The sequence below is a fragment of the Streptomyces sp. NBC_00080 genome (assembly GCF_045041255.1).
Classification (GTDB): Bacteria; Actinomycetota; Actinomycetes; order Streptomycetales; family Streptomycetaceae; genus Streptomyces; species Streptomyces coriariae.
The window spans coordinates 6,269,194-6,283,466 of the sequence record NZ_CP108235.1 but is presented as its reverse complement, the minus strand read 5'-3'; the positions used below and the strand labels follow the sequence as shown (position 1 = coordinate 6,283,466).

General features: G+C 71.5%; 11 protein-coding genes. 6 read left to right on the top strand and 5 right to left on the bottom strand.

What is annotated here, in order from left to right; all coding sequences use genetic code 11:
• Positions 1 to 60 precede the first annotated feature (60 nt).
• From OHU34_RS28065 to leuA, 3 genes are all read right to left on the bottom strand, one after another.
• Positions 61 to 2,145, bottom strand: coding sequence for an MMPL family transporter (locus OHU34_RS28065; protein ID WP_142267824.1), 2,085 nt, complete (start codon positions 2,143 to 2,145; stop codon positions 61 to 63).
• Positions 2,146 to 2,305: 160 nt separating this feature from the next.
• Positions 2,306 to 3,001, bottom strand: a complete 696-nt coding sequence (locus OHU34_RS28060; RefSeq protein WP_142264242.1) for a TerB family tellurite resistance protein — start codon at positions 2,999 to 3,001, stop codon at positions 2,306 to 2,308.
• Positions 3,002 to 3,187: 186 nt separating this feature from the next.
• Positions 3,188 to 4,909, bottom strand: coding sequence for a 2-isopropylmalate synthase (gene leuA, locus OHU34_RS28055; protein WP_020127718.1), 1,722 nt, complete (start codon positions 4,907 to 4,909; stop codon positions 3,188 to 3,190).
• Positions 4,910 to 5,275: 366 nt separating this feature from the next.
• Between leuA and OHU34_RS28050 the strand changes: the two genes are divergently transcribed.
• The 4 genes from OHU34_RS28050 to OHU34_RS28035 all read left to right on the top strand — a co-directional run bounded on the left by OHU34_RS28050 (position 5,276) and on the right by OHU34_RS28035 (position 9,338).
• Positions 5,276 to 6,346, top strand: a complete 1,071-nt coding sequence (locus OHU34_RS28050) for a M4 family metallopeptidase (protein ID WP_142264243.1) — start codon at positions 5,276 to 5,278, stop codon at positions 6,344 to 6,346.
• A 21-nt stretch (positions 6,347 to 6,367) separates the two neighbouring features.
• Positions 6,368 to 6,634, top strand: a complete 267-nt coding sequence (locus tag OHU34_RS28045; protein ID WP_142264244.1) for a protealysin inhibitor emfourin — start codon at positions 6,368 to 6,370, stop codon at positions 6,632 to 6,634.
• A gap of 125 nt (positions 6,635 to 6,759) precedes the next feature.
• The gene (locus tag OHU34_RS28040; RefSeq protein WP_142264245.1) at positions 6,760 to 8,082 is read left to right on the top strand and encodes a GH1 family beta-glucosidase; all 1,323 of its coding nucleotides are present in this window, start codon (positions 6,760 to 6,762) and stop codon (positions 8,080 to 8,082) included.
• Positions 8,079 to 9,338 carry an MFS transporter gene (locus OHU34_RS28035; protein WP_142264246.1) on the top strand — a complete coding sequence of 420 codons (1,260 nt, stop codon included), beginning with the start codon at positions 8,079 to 8,081 and terminating at the stop codon, positions 9,336 to 9,338. The genes OHU34_RS28040 and OHU34_RS28035 overlap by 4 nt, the downstream gene beginning before the upstream one ends.
• A 4-nt stretch (positions 9,339 to 9,342) precedes the next feature.
• Here the strand turns inward: OHU34_RS28035 and OHU34_RS28030 are convergent, their stop codons facing one another.
• Positions 9,343 to 10,200 carry an NAD(P)-dependent oxidoreductase gene (locus OHU34_RS28030; protein WP_142264247.1) on the bottom strand — a complete coding sequence of 286 codons (858 nt, stop codon included), beginning with the start codon at positions 10,198 to 10,200 and terminating at the stop codon, positions 9,343 to 9,345.
• A gap of 126 nt (positions 10,201 to 10,326) precedes the next feature.
• Here OHU34_RS28030 and OHU34_RS28025 point away from each other — a divergent pair, with 126 nt between their 5' ends.
• Positions 10,327 to 11,190, top strand: coding sequence for a helix-turn-helix transcriptional regulator (locus OHU34_RS28025; RefSeq protein ID WP_142264248.1), 864 nt, complete (start codon positions 10,327 to 10,329; stop codon positions 11,188 to 11,190).
• A gap of 132 nt (positions 11,191 to 11,322) precedes the next feature.
• A complete protein-coding gene (locus OHU34_RS28020) occupies positions 11,323 to 12,729 on the top strand; it encodes a triacylglycerol lipase (protein WP_142264249.1) in 1,407 nt (468 codons plus the stop codon).
• Between the two features lie 420 nt (positions 12,730 to 13,149).
• Here OHU34_RS28020 and era read toward each other — a convergent pair whose 3' ends face one another.
• The gene (gene era / locus OHU34_RS28015; RefSeq protein ID WP_020127728.1) at positions 13,150 to 14,103 is read right to left on the bottom strand and encodes a GTPase Era; all 954 of its coding nucleotides are present in this window, start codon (positions 14,101 to 14,103) and stop codon (positions 13,150 to 13,152) included.
• Between the last annotated feature and the right edge of the window lie 170 nt (positions 14,104 to 14,273).

Genomic DNA, 14,273 nt, shown 5'->3' with positions numbered 1-14,273 from the left:
CCTGCGGCACGGGGGCGCCCCTCCGGGAGAGGAGGGACGCCCCGTCGGTCGGCGAGCGGCTCACACCGGCTCCGTCTGCCGCTCCGGCCGGCCCGGCTGCTCCGGCGCCGTCTCCGGCGCCCGCGACAGCCGCCCCGGCCACCACACCTTGCGGCCCAGCGCCACGCTCGCGCTGGTCACGAGATAGGTGCGGACGAGGAAGGTGTCCAGCAGCACCCCGACCGCGATCACGAAGCCCAGCTCGACGAGTTGGACGAGCCCCATGTTCGTCAGCACGGCGAAGGTCGCGGCGAGGACGAGGCCGGCGGAGGCGATGACCCCGCCGGTCGTCCGCAGCGCGGTCAGGGCCGCGGCGACGGGATCGGCGCCGCGCATCGACTCCTCCCGCATCCGGTGCATGAGGAAGATGCCGTAGTCGACGCCGAGGGCGACCAGGAACACGAAGGACAGCAGCCCCAGCCCCGGATCCGTGCCCTCGAAGCCGAACACCGGCCCGAACATCAGCCCGCCCAGGCCGAGCGCCGCACCCCACACCGCGACCACGGCGGCCACCAGCATCAGCGGCGCGACGAGCGACCGCAGCAGCGCGATCAGGATCAGCAGGACGGAGACGAGGACGAGCGGCACGACGACCAGCCGGTCGCGGGCGTTGGTGTCCACCAGGTCGATCTGCTGGGCGCTCGGCCCGCCGACGTAGGAGCCGGTCAGGCTGTCCCGGAGTGCCTCGATGGTCGCCGTCTCGGCCGCGGACTGCGGCGGTGCGGCGGCGGTCACCATGATCTCCGTCCAGCCTTCTCCGGTACGGCCCTGCCGTACGTCGGCGACGCCGTCCGTGTCCCGGATCGCGGCGAGTGTGGCCTCGGTCCGGCCGGCCGGGGTCATCACCTCGATGGACTGTGCGGACTGTTCCGGGAAGGCCTCGGCCAGGGTCTTCATGGCGACGACCGACTCGGGCCGGTCGACGAAGGAGTCCTGCTGCTTGACGGCACCGGACAGGTTCAGCATGCCCAGCGCGAGGGCGCCGAGCAGGACGGCGCCGGCCGCCAGGACGGTCCGCGGCCGCCGCCCGGCCGAGGTGCCCATCGCGGCGAACAGCGACCGGCGAACCTTGGGCGTGCTGCCGTAGGCGGGCACCAGCGGCCAGAACACCCGGCGGCCCAGCAGGACGAGGAGCGCGGGCAGCAGCGTCAGCATCGTGACGAGCGCGCACAGCACGCCCACCGTGCCCAGCGGTCCCATGCCCCGGTTGGAGTTGAGGTCGGCGGCGAGCAGGCACAGCAGCCCGGCGGCGACGGTGCCGGAGGAGGCCAGCACGGCGGGGCCGCAGCCGCGCAGCGCGGCCCGCATGGCGTCGTACGGCCGCTCCACGCGCCGCAGTTCCTCCCGGTAGCGGGAGACGAGCAACAGGGCGTAGTCCGTCCCCGCGCCGAAGACGAGGATGGTCATGATGCCCGAACTCTGCCCGGACACCGAGGTGCCGAAGCCCTGGTTGAGGCCGTAGGCGACGCCCATGGACAGGTAGTCGGCGATCCCGGCCACGGCGAGCGGCACCAGCCACAGCACCGGGCTGCGGTAGATGAGGATCAGCAGGACGGCGACGACACCGACGGTCGTGTAGAGCAGCGGTCCGCCGAGCGACTCGTACACCTTGCTCGCGTCGGTGGCCAGCGCGCCCGTCCCGCCCACCTCGACGCTCAGCCCGCCCTCGCTGTGGACGACTTCACGCACGTCCTCGACGAAGGCGTCCCGCTTCTTCTCGTCGGTGCCGGGCTCGTTGGTGGCGACCGGGTACATGAGCGTGGCGCCGTCGGCGGACGGGACGCCCCGCGGGGCTCCGGTCAGCGCGTGGTCCCCGGCGACCCGGGCGACCTGCTCCTGTGCCGTCGTCCGGTCGGCGGCGGTCAGGCCGCCGTCGCGGTGGTAGACCAGCACCAGCTCGGTGCTCTCACCGCCGGGCAGCTGCTCCTGGAGCTTCGCGACCCTGGTCGAGTCGGCGCTCGCCGGCAGGTAGTCGGTGACCCGGTTGTGCTGTACGTCGGCGAGCTTGGCGGCGAACGGCGAGGCGATGGCGAGCACGCCCACCCACAGTGCGAGCACCACCCAGGGGATGGCGCTGCGCCGGCTCTTCGCCTTCCCGGCCCCCATGAAATCTCCGGCCCCCATGATTCGGGCCCTCCCTTCGGCACGGCTGTCTGGTTGCGCTCTCCAGACTTCCGGTACGCGGGGGGCGGATCGTCGCGCGTGAGGGCGAGTTCGGGAGTACTGCCGGGGGTGTCCGGGCGGGGGGACTACTCCCTGGGGAGTATCAGGACGGCGTCCGGGCCTCGACCAGCAGGCGGGTCACGTCCTCCGCGCGGATCGTCAGGGCCGCGCCCACCGTCGTGAGGACCTCTCGCTCGGCCGGGGTGTACGGGCCGTCCGCGAGGGCGATGCGGGCGCCCTGGAGCAGGATCGATTCGCGGCCGACCGCGGCGAGGTGCGGGGCGAGCGGGTCGAGGGCCTCGTGGAGCTCTATGGCGAGGCCCGCGCCGTACGGTTCGCCGTAGTTCTGGCCGGTGTCGGAGGCGACGGCGGCGACGAGCGCGGCGAGCTGTTCCTGCGTGCAGTCGGTGAAGCCGGCCGCGCGCACGGCGCCCACCGCCGTCTCCAGGGACGTACGGGAACAGGTGCCGCCCGCGGACAGGACCGCGAGGGCGACGGTGTGGACGGCGTCGCGGAGCATCGCCGAGAAGCGGATGGTGGTGGGGTGGTCGAGGACGTCGGTGCCGAAGTGTCGGCGGCAGGCCGCGCACTCGACGACCGGGCCGGTCTCGCCGCGTGGCACGACCGGCATGCCGAGGAGGGTGAAGCGGCGGTGGCCGGTCAGCCGCTGGTAGTTGCGGTCGCCTCCGCAGCCCGGACAGAAGAACTCACCGTCGCCCGCGGGCGTCCACGCGGTGCGGGTCCCCAGGATGCGGGCAAGCCCGGTGACACGGCCGTCACGTCCCCGTTCTGGCAGCACGTCGCACCTCCGTAACCCCGCGGCAACATCGCCGCACGCCTCCGTGATGTTAGCCACATCCATGAGGTGTAGTCAGCACCCAGGACGAGACCTTCCCGTGACCTCCACAGCGGGATGGCCGATAAACGACGGGACCCCGACCGCCGTATACAGCGGTCAGGGCCCCGAAAGTCCCGGTCAGGCCGGTCAGCGGGTCGCGCGGTTGACGGCGGAGACGACCGCCTTCAGCGACGCACGCGTCGTGTTCGCGTCGATGCCGATCCCCCACAGGATCTTGTCGTCGATCGCGCATTCGATGTAGGAGGCGGCCTGCGCGGAGGCGCCCTCGCTCATCGTGTGCTCCTGGTAGTCCAGCAGGCGTACGTCGATGCCGACGGACTCCAGGGCGTTGAAGAAGGCCGAGATCGGACCGTTCCCGGTGCCGGTCAGGACGGTGTCCTCGCCGTCGACCGTGGCCTCGACGGTCAGGGTGTCGACGCCGTCGGTGTCGGTCGTGGACTGGCCCGCGCGGACCTGGATGCGGCCCCAGGGGTTCTCCGGGTTCGGCAGGTACTCGTCCTGGAAGACCGACCAGATGGCGCCGCCGGTGACCTCGCCGCCCTCGGCGTCCGTCTTCGCCTGGATGAGCTTGGAGAACTCGATCTGCATGCGGCGCGGCAGGTCCAGCTTGTGGTCGTTCTTCAGGACGTACGCGATACCGCCCTTGCCGGACTGCGAGTTGACGCGGATGACGGCCTCGTAGGAGCGGCCGACGTCCTTCGGGTCGATCGGCAGGTACGGGACCGCCCACTCGATGTCGTCGACGGTGACACCCTTGGCGGCCGCGTCGGCCTCCATCGCGTCGAAGCCCTTCTTGATGGCGTCCTGGTGGGAGCCGGAGAAGGACGTGTAGACCAGGTCGCCCACGTACGGGTGGCGCGGGTGGACCTCCATCTGGTTGCAGTACTCCCACGTACGACGGATCTCGTCGATGTCGGAGAAGTCGATCTGCGGGTCGACGCCCTGGGAGAACAGGTTCATGCCCAGGGTGACCAGGTCGACGTTGCCGGTGCGCTCGCCCTGCCCGAACAGACAGCCCTCGACGCGGTCGGCGCCGGCCATCAGCGCCAGCTCGGCGGCGGCGACGGCCGTGCCGCGGTCGTTGTGCGGGTGGACGGAGACGCAGACGTGCTCGCGGCGGGAGAGGTTGCGGCTCATCCACTCGAAGCGGTCGGCGTGGGTGGACGGCGTGGAGCGCTCGACGGTGGCCGGCAGGTTCAGGATGATCTCGCGGCCCGGGCCGGGCTGCCAGACGTCCATGACCGCTTCGCAGACCTCCAGGGCGAAGTCCAGCTCGGTGTCGGTGAAGATCTCGGGGCTGTACTGGTAGCCGAACTCCGTTTCGGGGCCCAGCAGCTTCTCGGCGTACTCGACGACCAGCCGGGTGCCGTCGACGGCGATCTGCTTGATGTCGTCCTTGGAGCCGCGGAAGACGACCCGGCGGAACACGGGCGCCGTGGCGTTGTACAGGTGGACGGTCGCCCGCTTGGCGCCCTTCAGGGACTCCACGGTCCGCTCGATCAGGTCCTCGCGGGCCTGGGTCAGTACGGAGATGGTGACGTCGTCCGGGATCGCGCCCTCTTCCTCGACGATCGAGCGCACGAAGTCGAAGTCGGTCTGGCCGGAGGCCGGGAAGCCGACCTCGATCTCCTTGTAGCCCATCTTGACCAGCTGGTCGAACATCCGGCGCTTGCGCTCGGGCGACATGGGGTCGATCAGGGCCTGGTTGCCGTCACGCAGGTCGGTGGAGAGCCAGCGGGGGGCGACGGTGATCCGGTTGTCGGGCCAGGTGCGGTCGGGGATGTCGACCTGGTCGTACTGTCCGTACTTGTGGATCGGCATGCGGCTGGGCTGCTGGCGGTTCGCCATGGGGCGTGGGCTCCTCGGGGTGACCGGAGAATGTCCGGGCGGAAGGACGGCCGACGCGCAACACCAAGCACCGCGGGGAGGGGGTCGGCCTCGACTACAGGCCCTCGCCGCGGCAGCTAAGGAGAAGCAGCCCGAAATGCATAGTGCTCGGCAGCCTAGCGGAGCCGCTCCGGTCGCGCGGGTTCGTTCCAGTATGCGGGACCGGCGGGATGAACCATAGGAAAAGGTGCAGAACGTGCGCCACGCCACTCGTCACCCTTCCGCCATACCATCCGGCGCCGCAGATCAGGCCCCTTTGTCACCGTATTTCACCAATCATGGTTGCCGGTGGTGACAGCCGCATAACGCAGTGCAATGGTGCCGGGCATGACGACTCACGGGGGCTTCGAGCCCGTCTTCTGCACCGTCGTACCGCCACACGTCCTCGACCGGCTGGCGCGCAACGACAACCCCGCTCTCTCCGGTCCCGCCCGGCGCACCATCCTGCGTGACAGCGAGCTGCGCGCCCTGCGTCAGGTGAACACCGAGTACGGCCTCCTGGCCGCCCCGACGGCGAAGGCACCGTCGGACCAGCCGCTGCGCACGATCTACGACGCCGAGCACGGCACCTCGCTGCCCGGCACCAAGGTCCGCGCCGAGGGCGAGGACCCCGGCCGGGACGCCACCGTCAACCGCGCCTACTCCGGGCTCGGCGCCACCTTCGACCTGTACCTGAAGGCCTACCGGCGCCACTCGATCGACGGCGACGGCCTGGCCCTCGACGCCACCGTGCACTACGACGAGGGCTACAACAACGCCTTCTGGAACGGCGAGCAGATGGTGTTCGGCGACGGCGACGGCGAGATCTTCGTCGACTTCACCAACTCCATCGACGTCATCGGGCACGAGCTCACCCACGGCGTCACGCAGTACACGGCGAACCTGACCTACAACGGCCAGCCGGGCGCCCTCAACGAGTCGATGTCCGACGTCTTCGGCTCGCTCATCAAGCAGTACTCCCTCGGCCAGACCGCCGCCGAGGCCGACTGGCTGATCGGCGCGGGCCTGCTCGCCCCGGAGGTCACCGGCACCGCCCTGCGCTCCATGAAGGCGCCGGGCACCGCGTACGACGACGACGTCCTCGGCAAGGACCCGCAGCCCGCGACGATGGACGAGTACGTCCGCACCGGGCGCGACAACGGCGGCGTCCACATCAACTCCGGCATCCCCAACCACGCGTTCTACCTGGCCGCCACGGCCCTCGGCGGCTACGCCTGGGAGAAGGCCGGACAGATCTGGTACGACGTCCTGACCGGCGGCGAGCTCTCCGAGCGGGCCTTCTTCACCGACTTCGCCAAGCTGACGGTGCAGGCCGCGCGCGAGCGCTTCGGCAGCGGCGGGGAGGAGCTCCAGGCCGTGGAGAAGGCGTGGGAGCAGGTGGGGGTGCGGATTCTCTGAGTCCGTAATAGACAGGGACCCATGCGTATTCAGGTGAGTCGCACGGGCGGGTTCGCGGGCATCGAGCGCCGTGCCGAGGTGGACACCTCGGGACGGCCCGACGCCCACGAGTGGCACGCCCTGGCCGAGCGGGCGGTCGCCGCCGGCCGGGGCGTGCCTTCGGTCGGCGTACCGGACGGCTTCAGCTACGAGATCACCGTGGACGGCAGGACGGTGTACGCGGCCGATCCCCGGCTCACGGAGGAGCAGCGCGAGCTGATCTCACGGGTGCTGAAGGAAGGGGCCTGAGGGGGCTCGCCGGGGGCGCGCGGGGTGGTTGCGGGGCGCCTGCGGCAGGCCGGCGGGAGGGGCATAACTGGCAGTTCACGCCGGGACGTTGACTTCCTTACCCAGCGGTAAGGATGATCCCGCCCATGGCGAACGATCCGCGCGACGCGGCGAACCCGATGCCCCGGTTTCCGGCAGACTTCCTGTGGGGCGTGTCCACCTCCGCGCATCAGATCGAGGGCGCGGCGGACCAGCGCGAACCTTCGGTCTGGGACACCTTCACCGCCGCGCCGGGACGGGTGAAGGACGGCTCCACGGCGGCGGTGGCCTGCGACCACTACCACCGCTACCCCGAGGACGTGGCACTCCTGTCGGGCCTGGGCGTGGACGCCTACCGCTTCTCGATCTCGTGGCCGAGGGTGAACTCGCCCGGCGGCCTCGACTTCTACGACCGGCTCGTCGACGAGCTGTGCGCGGCCGGTGTCCGCCCGGTCCCCACCCTCTTCCACTGGGACCTGCCGGTCCGGCTCGACTGGCTGGAGCGGGACACGGCGGCCCGTTTCGCCGAGTACGTGTCCGTGGTGGCCGGGCGCCTCGGTGACCGCGTGACGAACTGGATCACCGTCAACGAGCCTGCCGAGCACACCCTGCTGGGGCACGCCCTCGGCACCCACGCGCCCGGCAAGCAGCTGCTGTTCGACGCGCTCCCGGCCGCCCACCACCAGCTGCTGGGACACGGCCTCGCCGTCCAGGCGCTGCGCGCGGCCGGCGCCACGGACATCGGCATCGCCAACTCGCACGGCCCCACCTGGCCGGCCTCCCGGGAACCCGCCGACGTGGAGGCGGCCGCCTTCTACGACCTCCTGCTGAACCGGCTGTTCGCGGAGCCCGTGCTGCTGGGCGCATACCCGGAAGGGCTCGGCGATCTGATGCCGGGGGACGTCCAGGCCGACCTCAAGGTGATCTCGGAGCCGCTCGACTGGTACGGGATCAACTACTACGCCCCGACGAAGGTGGGCGCCCCGCAGGGCACGGAGATCGAGTTCGGCGGCATCCGCATGCCGGCCGAACTGCCCTTCTCCGTCCAGCAGATAGCGGACGTCCCGGTGACGGACTTCGGCTGGCCGGTCGTCCCGGAGGGACTGACGGAACTCCTCACCACCTTCCGCGACCGTTACGGCGACCGGCTCCCCCCGATCGTCATCACGGAGAACGGATGCAGCTACGACGGCGTGGACGACCAGGAGCGCATCGCCTACCTGGACGGTCATCTGCGCGCCCTGCACCGGGCCGTGGAGGCGGGCGTCGACGTGCGCGGCTACTTCGTGTGGTCGCTGCTGGACAACTTCGAGTGGGCGGAGGGCTACGAGCGCCGCTTCGGCCTGGTCCACGTGGACTTCGAGACCCTGGCCCGGACCCCGAAGGCGTCGTACGCCTGGCTGCGGGACGTCCTGCGGGCGCAGAGATGACGACGGCGGACAGGGCCCCGGCCGCCGCGCTGGCCGAGCCCGTCGAGCGGGTCGGCCGGGGCTGGACCTCGGCCCTGTCCCTCGCCAACGGAGCGATCTGGGTGGGCTGGTACGGCCCCCTCCAGATCCTGCTGGCCTCCCAGGCCGAGGACTTCGCGCCCGGCTCGGGCATGTCGAAGGAGACCATGCTGGCCTGGGTGACGGGCGTGGGCGCGGTGGTGTCCCTGGCCGCGAACCCCCTCTTCGGCGCGCTGTCGGACCGTACGACGTCCCGCCGGGGCCGCCGTACACCGTGGATCGTGGCGGGGACCGCGGGCGGCGCCCTCTCGCTCCTGCTGCTCGCGGGAGCGGACGGCGTCTGGACCATGGCGGCGGGCTGGTGTCTGGTCCAGCTGACGCTGAACGCGGCCTTCGCGGCGGTGACGGCCGCCGTCCCCGACCGGGTCCCCCGGCTCCAACGGGGCTCGGTGGGCGGCTGGCTGGGCGCCGCGCAGATCCTCGGCGTGGTCGGCGGCACCGGGCTCGCGACGGCCGCCGGGGGCGTCGGGGCGGGGTACGTGGCGTGCGCGGTGTTCACGACGCTGGGCGTGCTGCCGTACGTGCTCCGGTACGAGGATCTGCGGCTGGCCGAGGAGGACCGGCCGGCCTGGTCCTGGCGGGGCTTCGCGGCCGGTTTCCGGCTGAGCCCGCGCATCTATCCCGACCTGGGCTGGGCGTGGCTGACCCGCTTCCTGATGAACCTGAGCAACGCGCTGGTGCTGCTGTACCTGCTCTACTACCTGCGCGACCGCCTGCACCACTCCGACCCCGAGCAGGGCGTGCTGATCCTGACCGCGGTGAACGGGCTGACGCTGCTCGCCACGGTGGTCGTCGGGGGCGCCTGGTCGGACCGGGTCGGCAGGCGCAAGCCGTTCGTGATCTGGTCGGGCGTGCTGATGGCGGTGGCGACGGCCGGGCTGGCGGTCTGGCAGACCTGGCCGGGCGCGATCGTCGCGGCGGCGGTGCTGGGCGTCGGCTTCGGCGTGTTCACGTCGGTCGACTTCGCGCTGATGACCGACGTGCTGCCGAAGGCCGGGGACCGGGGCAAGGACCTGGGCGTCATCAACGTGGCCAACGCCCTGCCCCAGGTCGCGGCCCCCGCCCTCGCCGCGCCGATCGTCACCTACCTGGGCGGCTACCGGGTGCTGTACCTGGTGGCGGCGGCGGTCGGGCTGGCGGGGGCGGTGCTGGTGGGCCGGATCAGGGGGGTGGACTGACCCGTCAGAGGGCTCCGGCGTCCCGGGCCGCGTAGACGCTGGGGTACAGCGGGCGGAAGCCGAGCTCGCGGCGGATGCGTTCGGTGGAGGTCAGCTGGAAGAACGGGTCGGGGTCGGTGCGCTCGTAGAGCTCGGCGGGCACCTCGACCCCGTTGAGCTGGTGCAGTTCGACCGCCGTGACGGGGGCGTCGTCGGCGATGTTGTAGGCCCGTCCTGCGGCTCCCGGCGCGTGCAGCAGACGCAGCAGTCCCTGGGCGACGTCCACGTGATGGACCATGTGCAGCCGCTGCGCCGCCGCCCAGTCGCCGGCCCACATCAGCGACTGGGCGAGGTGCGGATCGCCCTCGCCGTAGACGAAGGCGAGGCGGCCGACGCGCACGTCCAGGCCGTCCAGCGCGAACAACTCCCGCTCGGCCACCCCCTTCGCCTCGGGGTAGGCGCCCCACATCGCGCCGCCGCCGGGCCGGACCTCGTCGTCCTCGACCAGCGGGCGGCCCCGCCCGAGGCCGTACACCAGTCCCGTGCTGACCTGCACGAAGCGCCGCACACCCGAGGCCAGCGCGGCGCGGCCCAGTTCCACCGCCGCGTCCCGGTTGACGGCCCAAGCCTCCTCGTCCGGCACCCCGCGGAAGGACGCCGCGACATTCACGACCGCGTCCACCCCGGCCACCGCCTTGCCGAGCACCTCCGCGTCCCGCAGATCCCCGAGCACGACCTCGGCGCCCAGCTCCGCGAACCGCTCCCCCCGTGCCGCGTTCCGCACCAGGACCCGCACCCTCTCCCCCGCCGCGGCCTGCGCCAGCAGCCTCGGCACAAAGCGCCGACCGACCTGTCCCGTCGTACCCGTCACCAGTGTCAACATCGTCGTTCACTCCTCTTCGTCCGGTGCCACCAGCCTCGGACGGAGCCGGGACGACCGGGAGAGACCCGTCGATCAGGGGACCGGCAGTCCCTGGATAAGACGGGCGGACTGCCGCAGCCTGGAGGGGTGAACCGAACCGAACTCGCCGACTTCCTCCGCCGTGGCCGGGCCCGTCTGACCCCGTCGGACGTGGGTCTGACGCCGGGTGCCCGCCGCCGTACACCCGGACTGCGTCGCGAGGAGGTGGCCCAGCTGGCGGGCATGTCGGTCGACTACTACACGCGTCTGGAACAGTGCCGCGGCCCGCGTCCGTCCCGCCAGATGCTGACGGCGCTGGCCCGCGCCCTGCGCCTCACCGAAGACGAGCGCGACCACCTGTTCCACCTGACCGGCGAGGAGCCCCCGCGCCGTGAGACGGCGTCGGCGCACGTCCCGCCCGGCCTGATGCTGGTCCTGGACCGACTGCACGACACCCCGGCGCAGGTCGTGACCGACTGCGGCGAGGTCCTGGCCCAGAACGCGATGGGCAGGGCGCTGACCCGCGATGTGATGTCCCGCCCCCGGCGCGAGCGCAACCTGCTCCGTCTCTACTTCCTCGATCCGCAGGCCCGCAGCCTGTTCCCGGAGGAGGACCGGCCGGACCACGCCCGCGCCCAGGTGGCCAACCTGCGCGCGGTGGCCGCCGCCCGCCCCGACGACCCCGAACCGGCCGCGCTGGTCGCCGAACTCCGTTCATCGAGCGAGGAGTTCGCCCGCCTCTGGGACGAACACGAGGTGTCCCTGCGTCACAAGGCGACGAAACGCTTCCTGCACCCGCTGGTCGGCCTGCTGGAACTGGACTGTGAGGTCCTCCTCAGCCACGAGCACCACCAACTCCTGGTCATCCACACGGCCCGCCCGGGCACGGAGGCCTACGAAAGGCTCCAGTTGCTCCGGGTGGTGGGGTTGCAGGACTTCACCCACAGCGGGGTGGAGGCCGGCGGTCACTGAGGCGACGGGTGTCCGGGTGCCCCAGGCGCCCCACCGCGTCGCATCACCCATGGGTCGCTGTTTGGGCATACGCCCCCCTCGGGCATCACCCGGCTGCTAGAAACGCTGCGCACGGTGAACGGGGGGTGCGCAATGCGGCGTGAGTCGGTCGAGGACCTGGTGGTGGTCGTCCCGGGCATCATGGGCAGCCGTCTGGCTGTCGACGGACGCGAGGTGTGGGGGCCATCGGCGGGGGCCGTGTGGGAGGCCATCAGGACGTTCTCGGGATCGGTGCGGCAGCTGACCCTGCCGAAGGACGTCGGCGACGGCCATCCGGGGGACGGCGTCAAACCGGTCGGACTGTTCCCGGCGCTCCACGCCTTACCCGGAGTGTGGCCGCTGACCGACGGATACGACACCCTCCTGATCTGGCTGCAGCGCATGTTCACGCTCCGGCCCTCGTCGAACCTGATCGGGTTCGCGTACGACTGGCGGCTGTCGTGTCGCTACAACGCCGGTCTCCTGGCCCGCCGGATCGACGAGGCGCTGGGCCGCTGGCAGGCATCGGACCCACGGCGTACGAACGCCAAGGTGCGGCTGATCTGTCACTCCATGGGCGGTCTGGTCGGCCGCTATTACGTCGAGTGCCTGGGTGGTGCGGAGGTCACCCGTCAGCTGATCACCCTCGGCACCCCGCACCGGGGAACCATCGGCGCGCTGGACTCGCTGCTGAGCGGCCCCCGCCTGAGTCGGCGCGGGCCGAGGGTGGGCCCGCTCACGGGCTTCGCCCGCAGCCTCCCGTCCCTGCACCAGCTCACCCCCGACTACGCCTGCCTGGACAGCCCCGGGGGCCTGCTCCACCCGCGCGAAGTGCCCGGCGGCCTGCCCGGACCCGACTCCTCCCTCCTCCAGGACGCGGGGGCGTTCCACGCCGAGATCCGCGAGGCCGCACGGGAGCGCGTCCGGCGAGGCGGAAGCGACCATCAATGCCTGCCGGTGATCGGGGTACGGCAGCCCACGGCGACGACCGCGGCGCTGGAGGGCGAACGCCTGCGGCTGATCGAGACCATCCTGGGCGAGGACGAGGGCGGCGACGGACGGGTGCCGCGGTTCGCGGCCTTCCCCGACGAAGTCCCCATGAACAGCCCGGCAGCCCGGTCGGCCTTCGCGACCCATGGCGCGATCAAGACCCACGCAGGCGTACGGGAGGACCTGTTCGACTGGCTGGCTCCCAGCCCTCGCGTCTACCGCGGCGTAGGCACGGCGTACCCGCTGAGTCTGCGCGTCCCGGAGGAGTCGCCGACGAACGAGCCGCTGACGGTGGAGGCGGTGGCGGCCACGGCCCGCCCGGGAGCGGACGAACTGGCCGTCCTGGCGGCGTTCGACCACCCCGACGGCTCGCGCACCCAGGGCACGCTGACCAACCTCGGCGACGGCCGCTACGGCGGCGCGTTCCGGAACCTGGGCCCCGGGGCGTACCGGGTGTCCGCACATGCGGTGGGGGACGACGCGACGCGGGCGGTGACGGCACTGGTGCTGGTGGGAGACGGGGACGTATGAGCGAGAACGCACCGTCGGCGCAGGACGGAACGCTGCTGGTCGTGGTGTACGACACCTACCAGGATCCCCGTTTCGCGCCGCTCCGGGGCGCGGTGCGACAGGTCGATGACCTGGCGGACGAGTTGAGCCCCTTCGGCTACCGGCTGACTGCCCTCACCAACACGGACCAGGACCTGCTGACCACCGGACTCGCGCAGTGGTCGGCCGGGTGGCGGGCCGACGGGGGACACGGTCCTGCCGTGGTCGCCTGGTCCGGACACGGCGAGATCACCCCCGAAGGGGATCTGCAGCTCATCGGGCACCCTGTTCTCGCGGCTGGCCCTCGCAGCCACCGGCCAGCTCTCCGCGCCGGCGCCCCGGCCGGTGTGAACGGCCGGGGGTGGACAGCCCCGGGGAGCCGGGGCCCGGAGGCTCCGGTCCTCAGAACCCCAGCTTGCGCAGCTGCTTCGGGTCGCGTTGCCAGTCCTTCGCGACCTTCACGTGCAGGTCGAGGAAGACGGGTGTGCCGAGCAGTGCTTCGATCTGCTTGCGGGACTTGATGCCGACGTCCTTCAGGCGCTTGCCCTTGGGGCCGATGATGATGCCCTTCTGGCTGGGCCGCTCGATGTAGATGTTCGCGTGGATGTCGAGCAGCGGCTTGTCCGCCGGACGGTCCTCGCGCGGGAGCATCTCCTCGACGACCACCGCGATGGAGTGCGGGAGCTCGTCCCGGACGCCCTCCAGCGCCGCCTCGCGGATCAGCTCGGCGACCATCACCTGCTCGGGCTCGTCCGTCAGGTCGCCCTCGGGGTAGAGCGGCGGGCTCTCCGGGAGCATCGGGGCGAGCAGGTCCGCCAGCAGTCCGACCTGCTGGTCGCCGACCGCCGAGACCGGCACGATCTCCGCCCACTCGAACCCCAGCTCCTTGCCGAGCTGGTCGATCGCGATGAGCTGCTCGGCAAGCGTCTTGGAGTCCACGAGGTCGGTCTTCGTCACGACCGCGACCTTCGGGGTCCGCTTGATCCCGGCCAGCTCCTTGGCGATGAAGCGGTCGCCGGGGCCCAGCTTCTCGTTGGCCGGCAGGCAGAAGCCGATGACGTCGACCTCGGCCCAGGTGGCGCGCACGACGTCGTTGAGCCGCTCGCCGAGCAGGGTGCGCGGCTTGTGCAGGCCCGGCGTGTCGACCAGGATCAGCTGGGCGTCAGGGCGGTGCACGATGCCCCGCACCGTGTGCCGGGTGGTCTGGGGACGGTTGGAGGTGATCGCCACCTTCTTCCCGACCAGAGCGTTCGTGAGGGTGGACTTGCCCGCGTTGGGACGGCCCACGAAGCAGGCGAAGCCGGCGCGGTGGATGGCCTCGGCCGACTGCTCGGATGACTGGTTACGAACGCTCATGGCCCCCATTCTCCCTGATCCACGAAGCCCCGCCGCACACACGAGCGGCAGCACCCTCCACCGTGAGCTACCGGAAACCTCCACGCAACGAAACGTCACGGAAACACACCTGTACGCGACCGGAAACCGGGAGCGGTGAACCTCTGACGAGCCCCCGCATCGTTGGAGAC

Bases quoted from the DNA above. Each gene is read 5' to 3' on its own strand.
- OHU34_RS28065 (WP_142267824.1), bottom strand. From the start codon at position 2,145: ATGGGGGCCGGGAAGGCGAAGAGCCGGCGCAGCGCCATCCCCTGGGTG.
- leuA (WP_020127718.1), bottom strand. From the start codon at position 4,909: ATGGCGAACCGCCAGCAGCCCAGCCGCATGCCGATCCACAAGTACGGA.
- OHU34_RS28050 (WP_142264243.1), top strand. From the start codon at position 5,276: ATGACGACTCACGGGGGCTTCGAGCCCGTCTTCTGCACCGTCGTACCG.
- OHU34_RS28045 (WP_142264244.1), top strand. From the start codon at position 6,368: ATGCGTATTCAGGTGAGTCGCACGGGCGGGTTCGCGGGCATCGAGCGC.
- OHU34_RS28040 (WP_142264245.1), top strand. From the start codon at position 6,760: ATGGCGAACGATCCGCGCGACGCGGCGAACCCGATGCCCCGGTTTCCG.
- OHU34_RS28035 (WP_142264246.1), top strand. From the start codon at position 8,079: ATGACGACGGCGGACAGGGCCCCGGCCGCCGCGCTGGCCGAGCCCGTC.
- OHU34_RS28030 (WP_142264247.1), bottom strand. From the start codon at position 10,200: ATGTTGACACTGGTGACGGGTACGACGGGACAGGTCGGTCGGCGCTTT.
- OHU34_RS28020 (WP_142264249.1), top strand. From the start codon at position 11,323: ATGCGGCGTGAGTCGGTCGAGGACCTGGTGGTGGTCGTCCCGGGCATC.
- era (WP_020127728.1), bottom strand. From the start codon at position 14,103: ATGAGCGTTCGTAACCAGTCATCCGAGCAGTCGGCCGAGGCCATCCAC.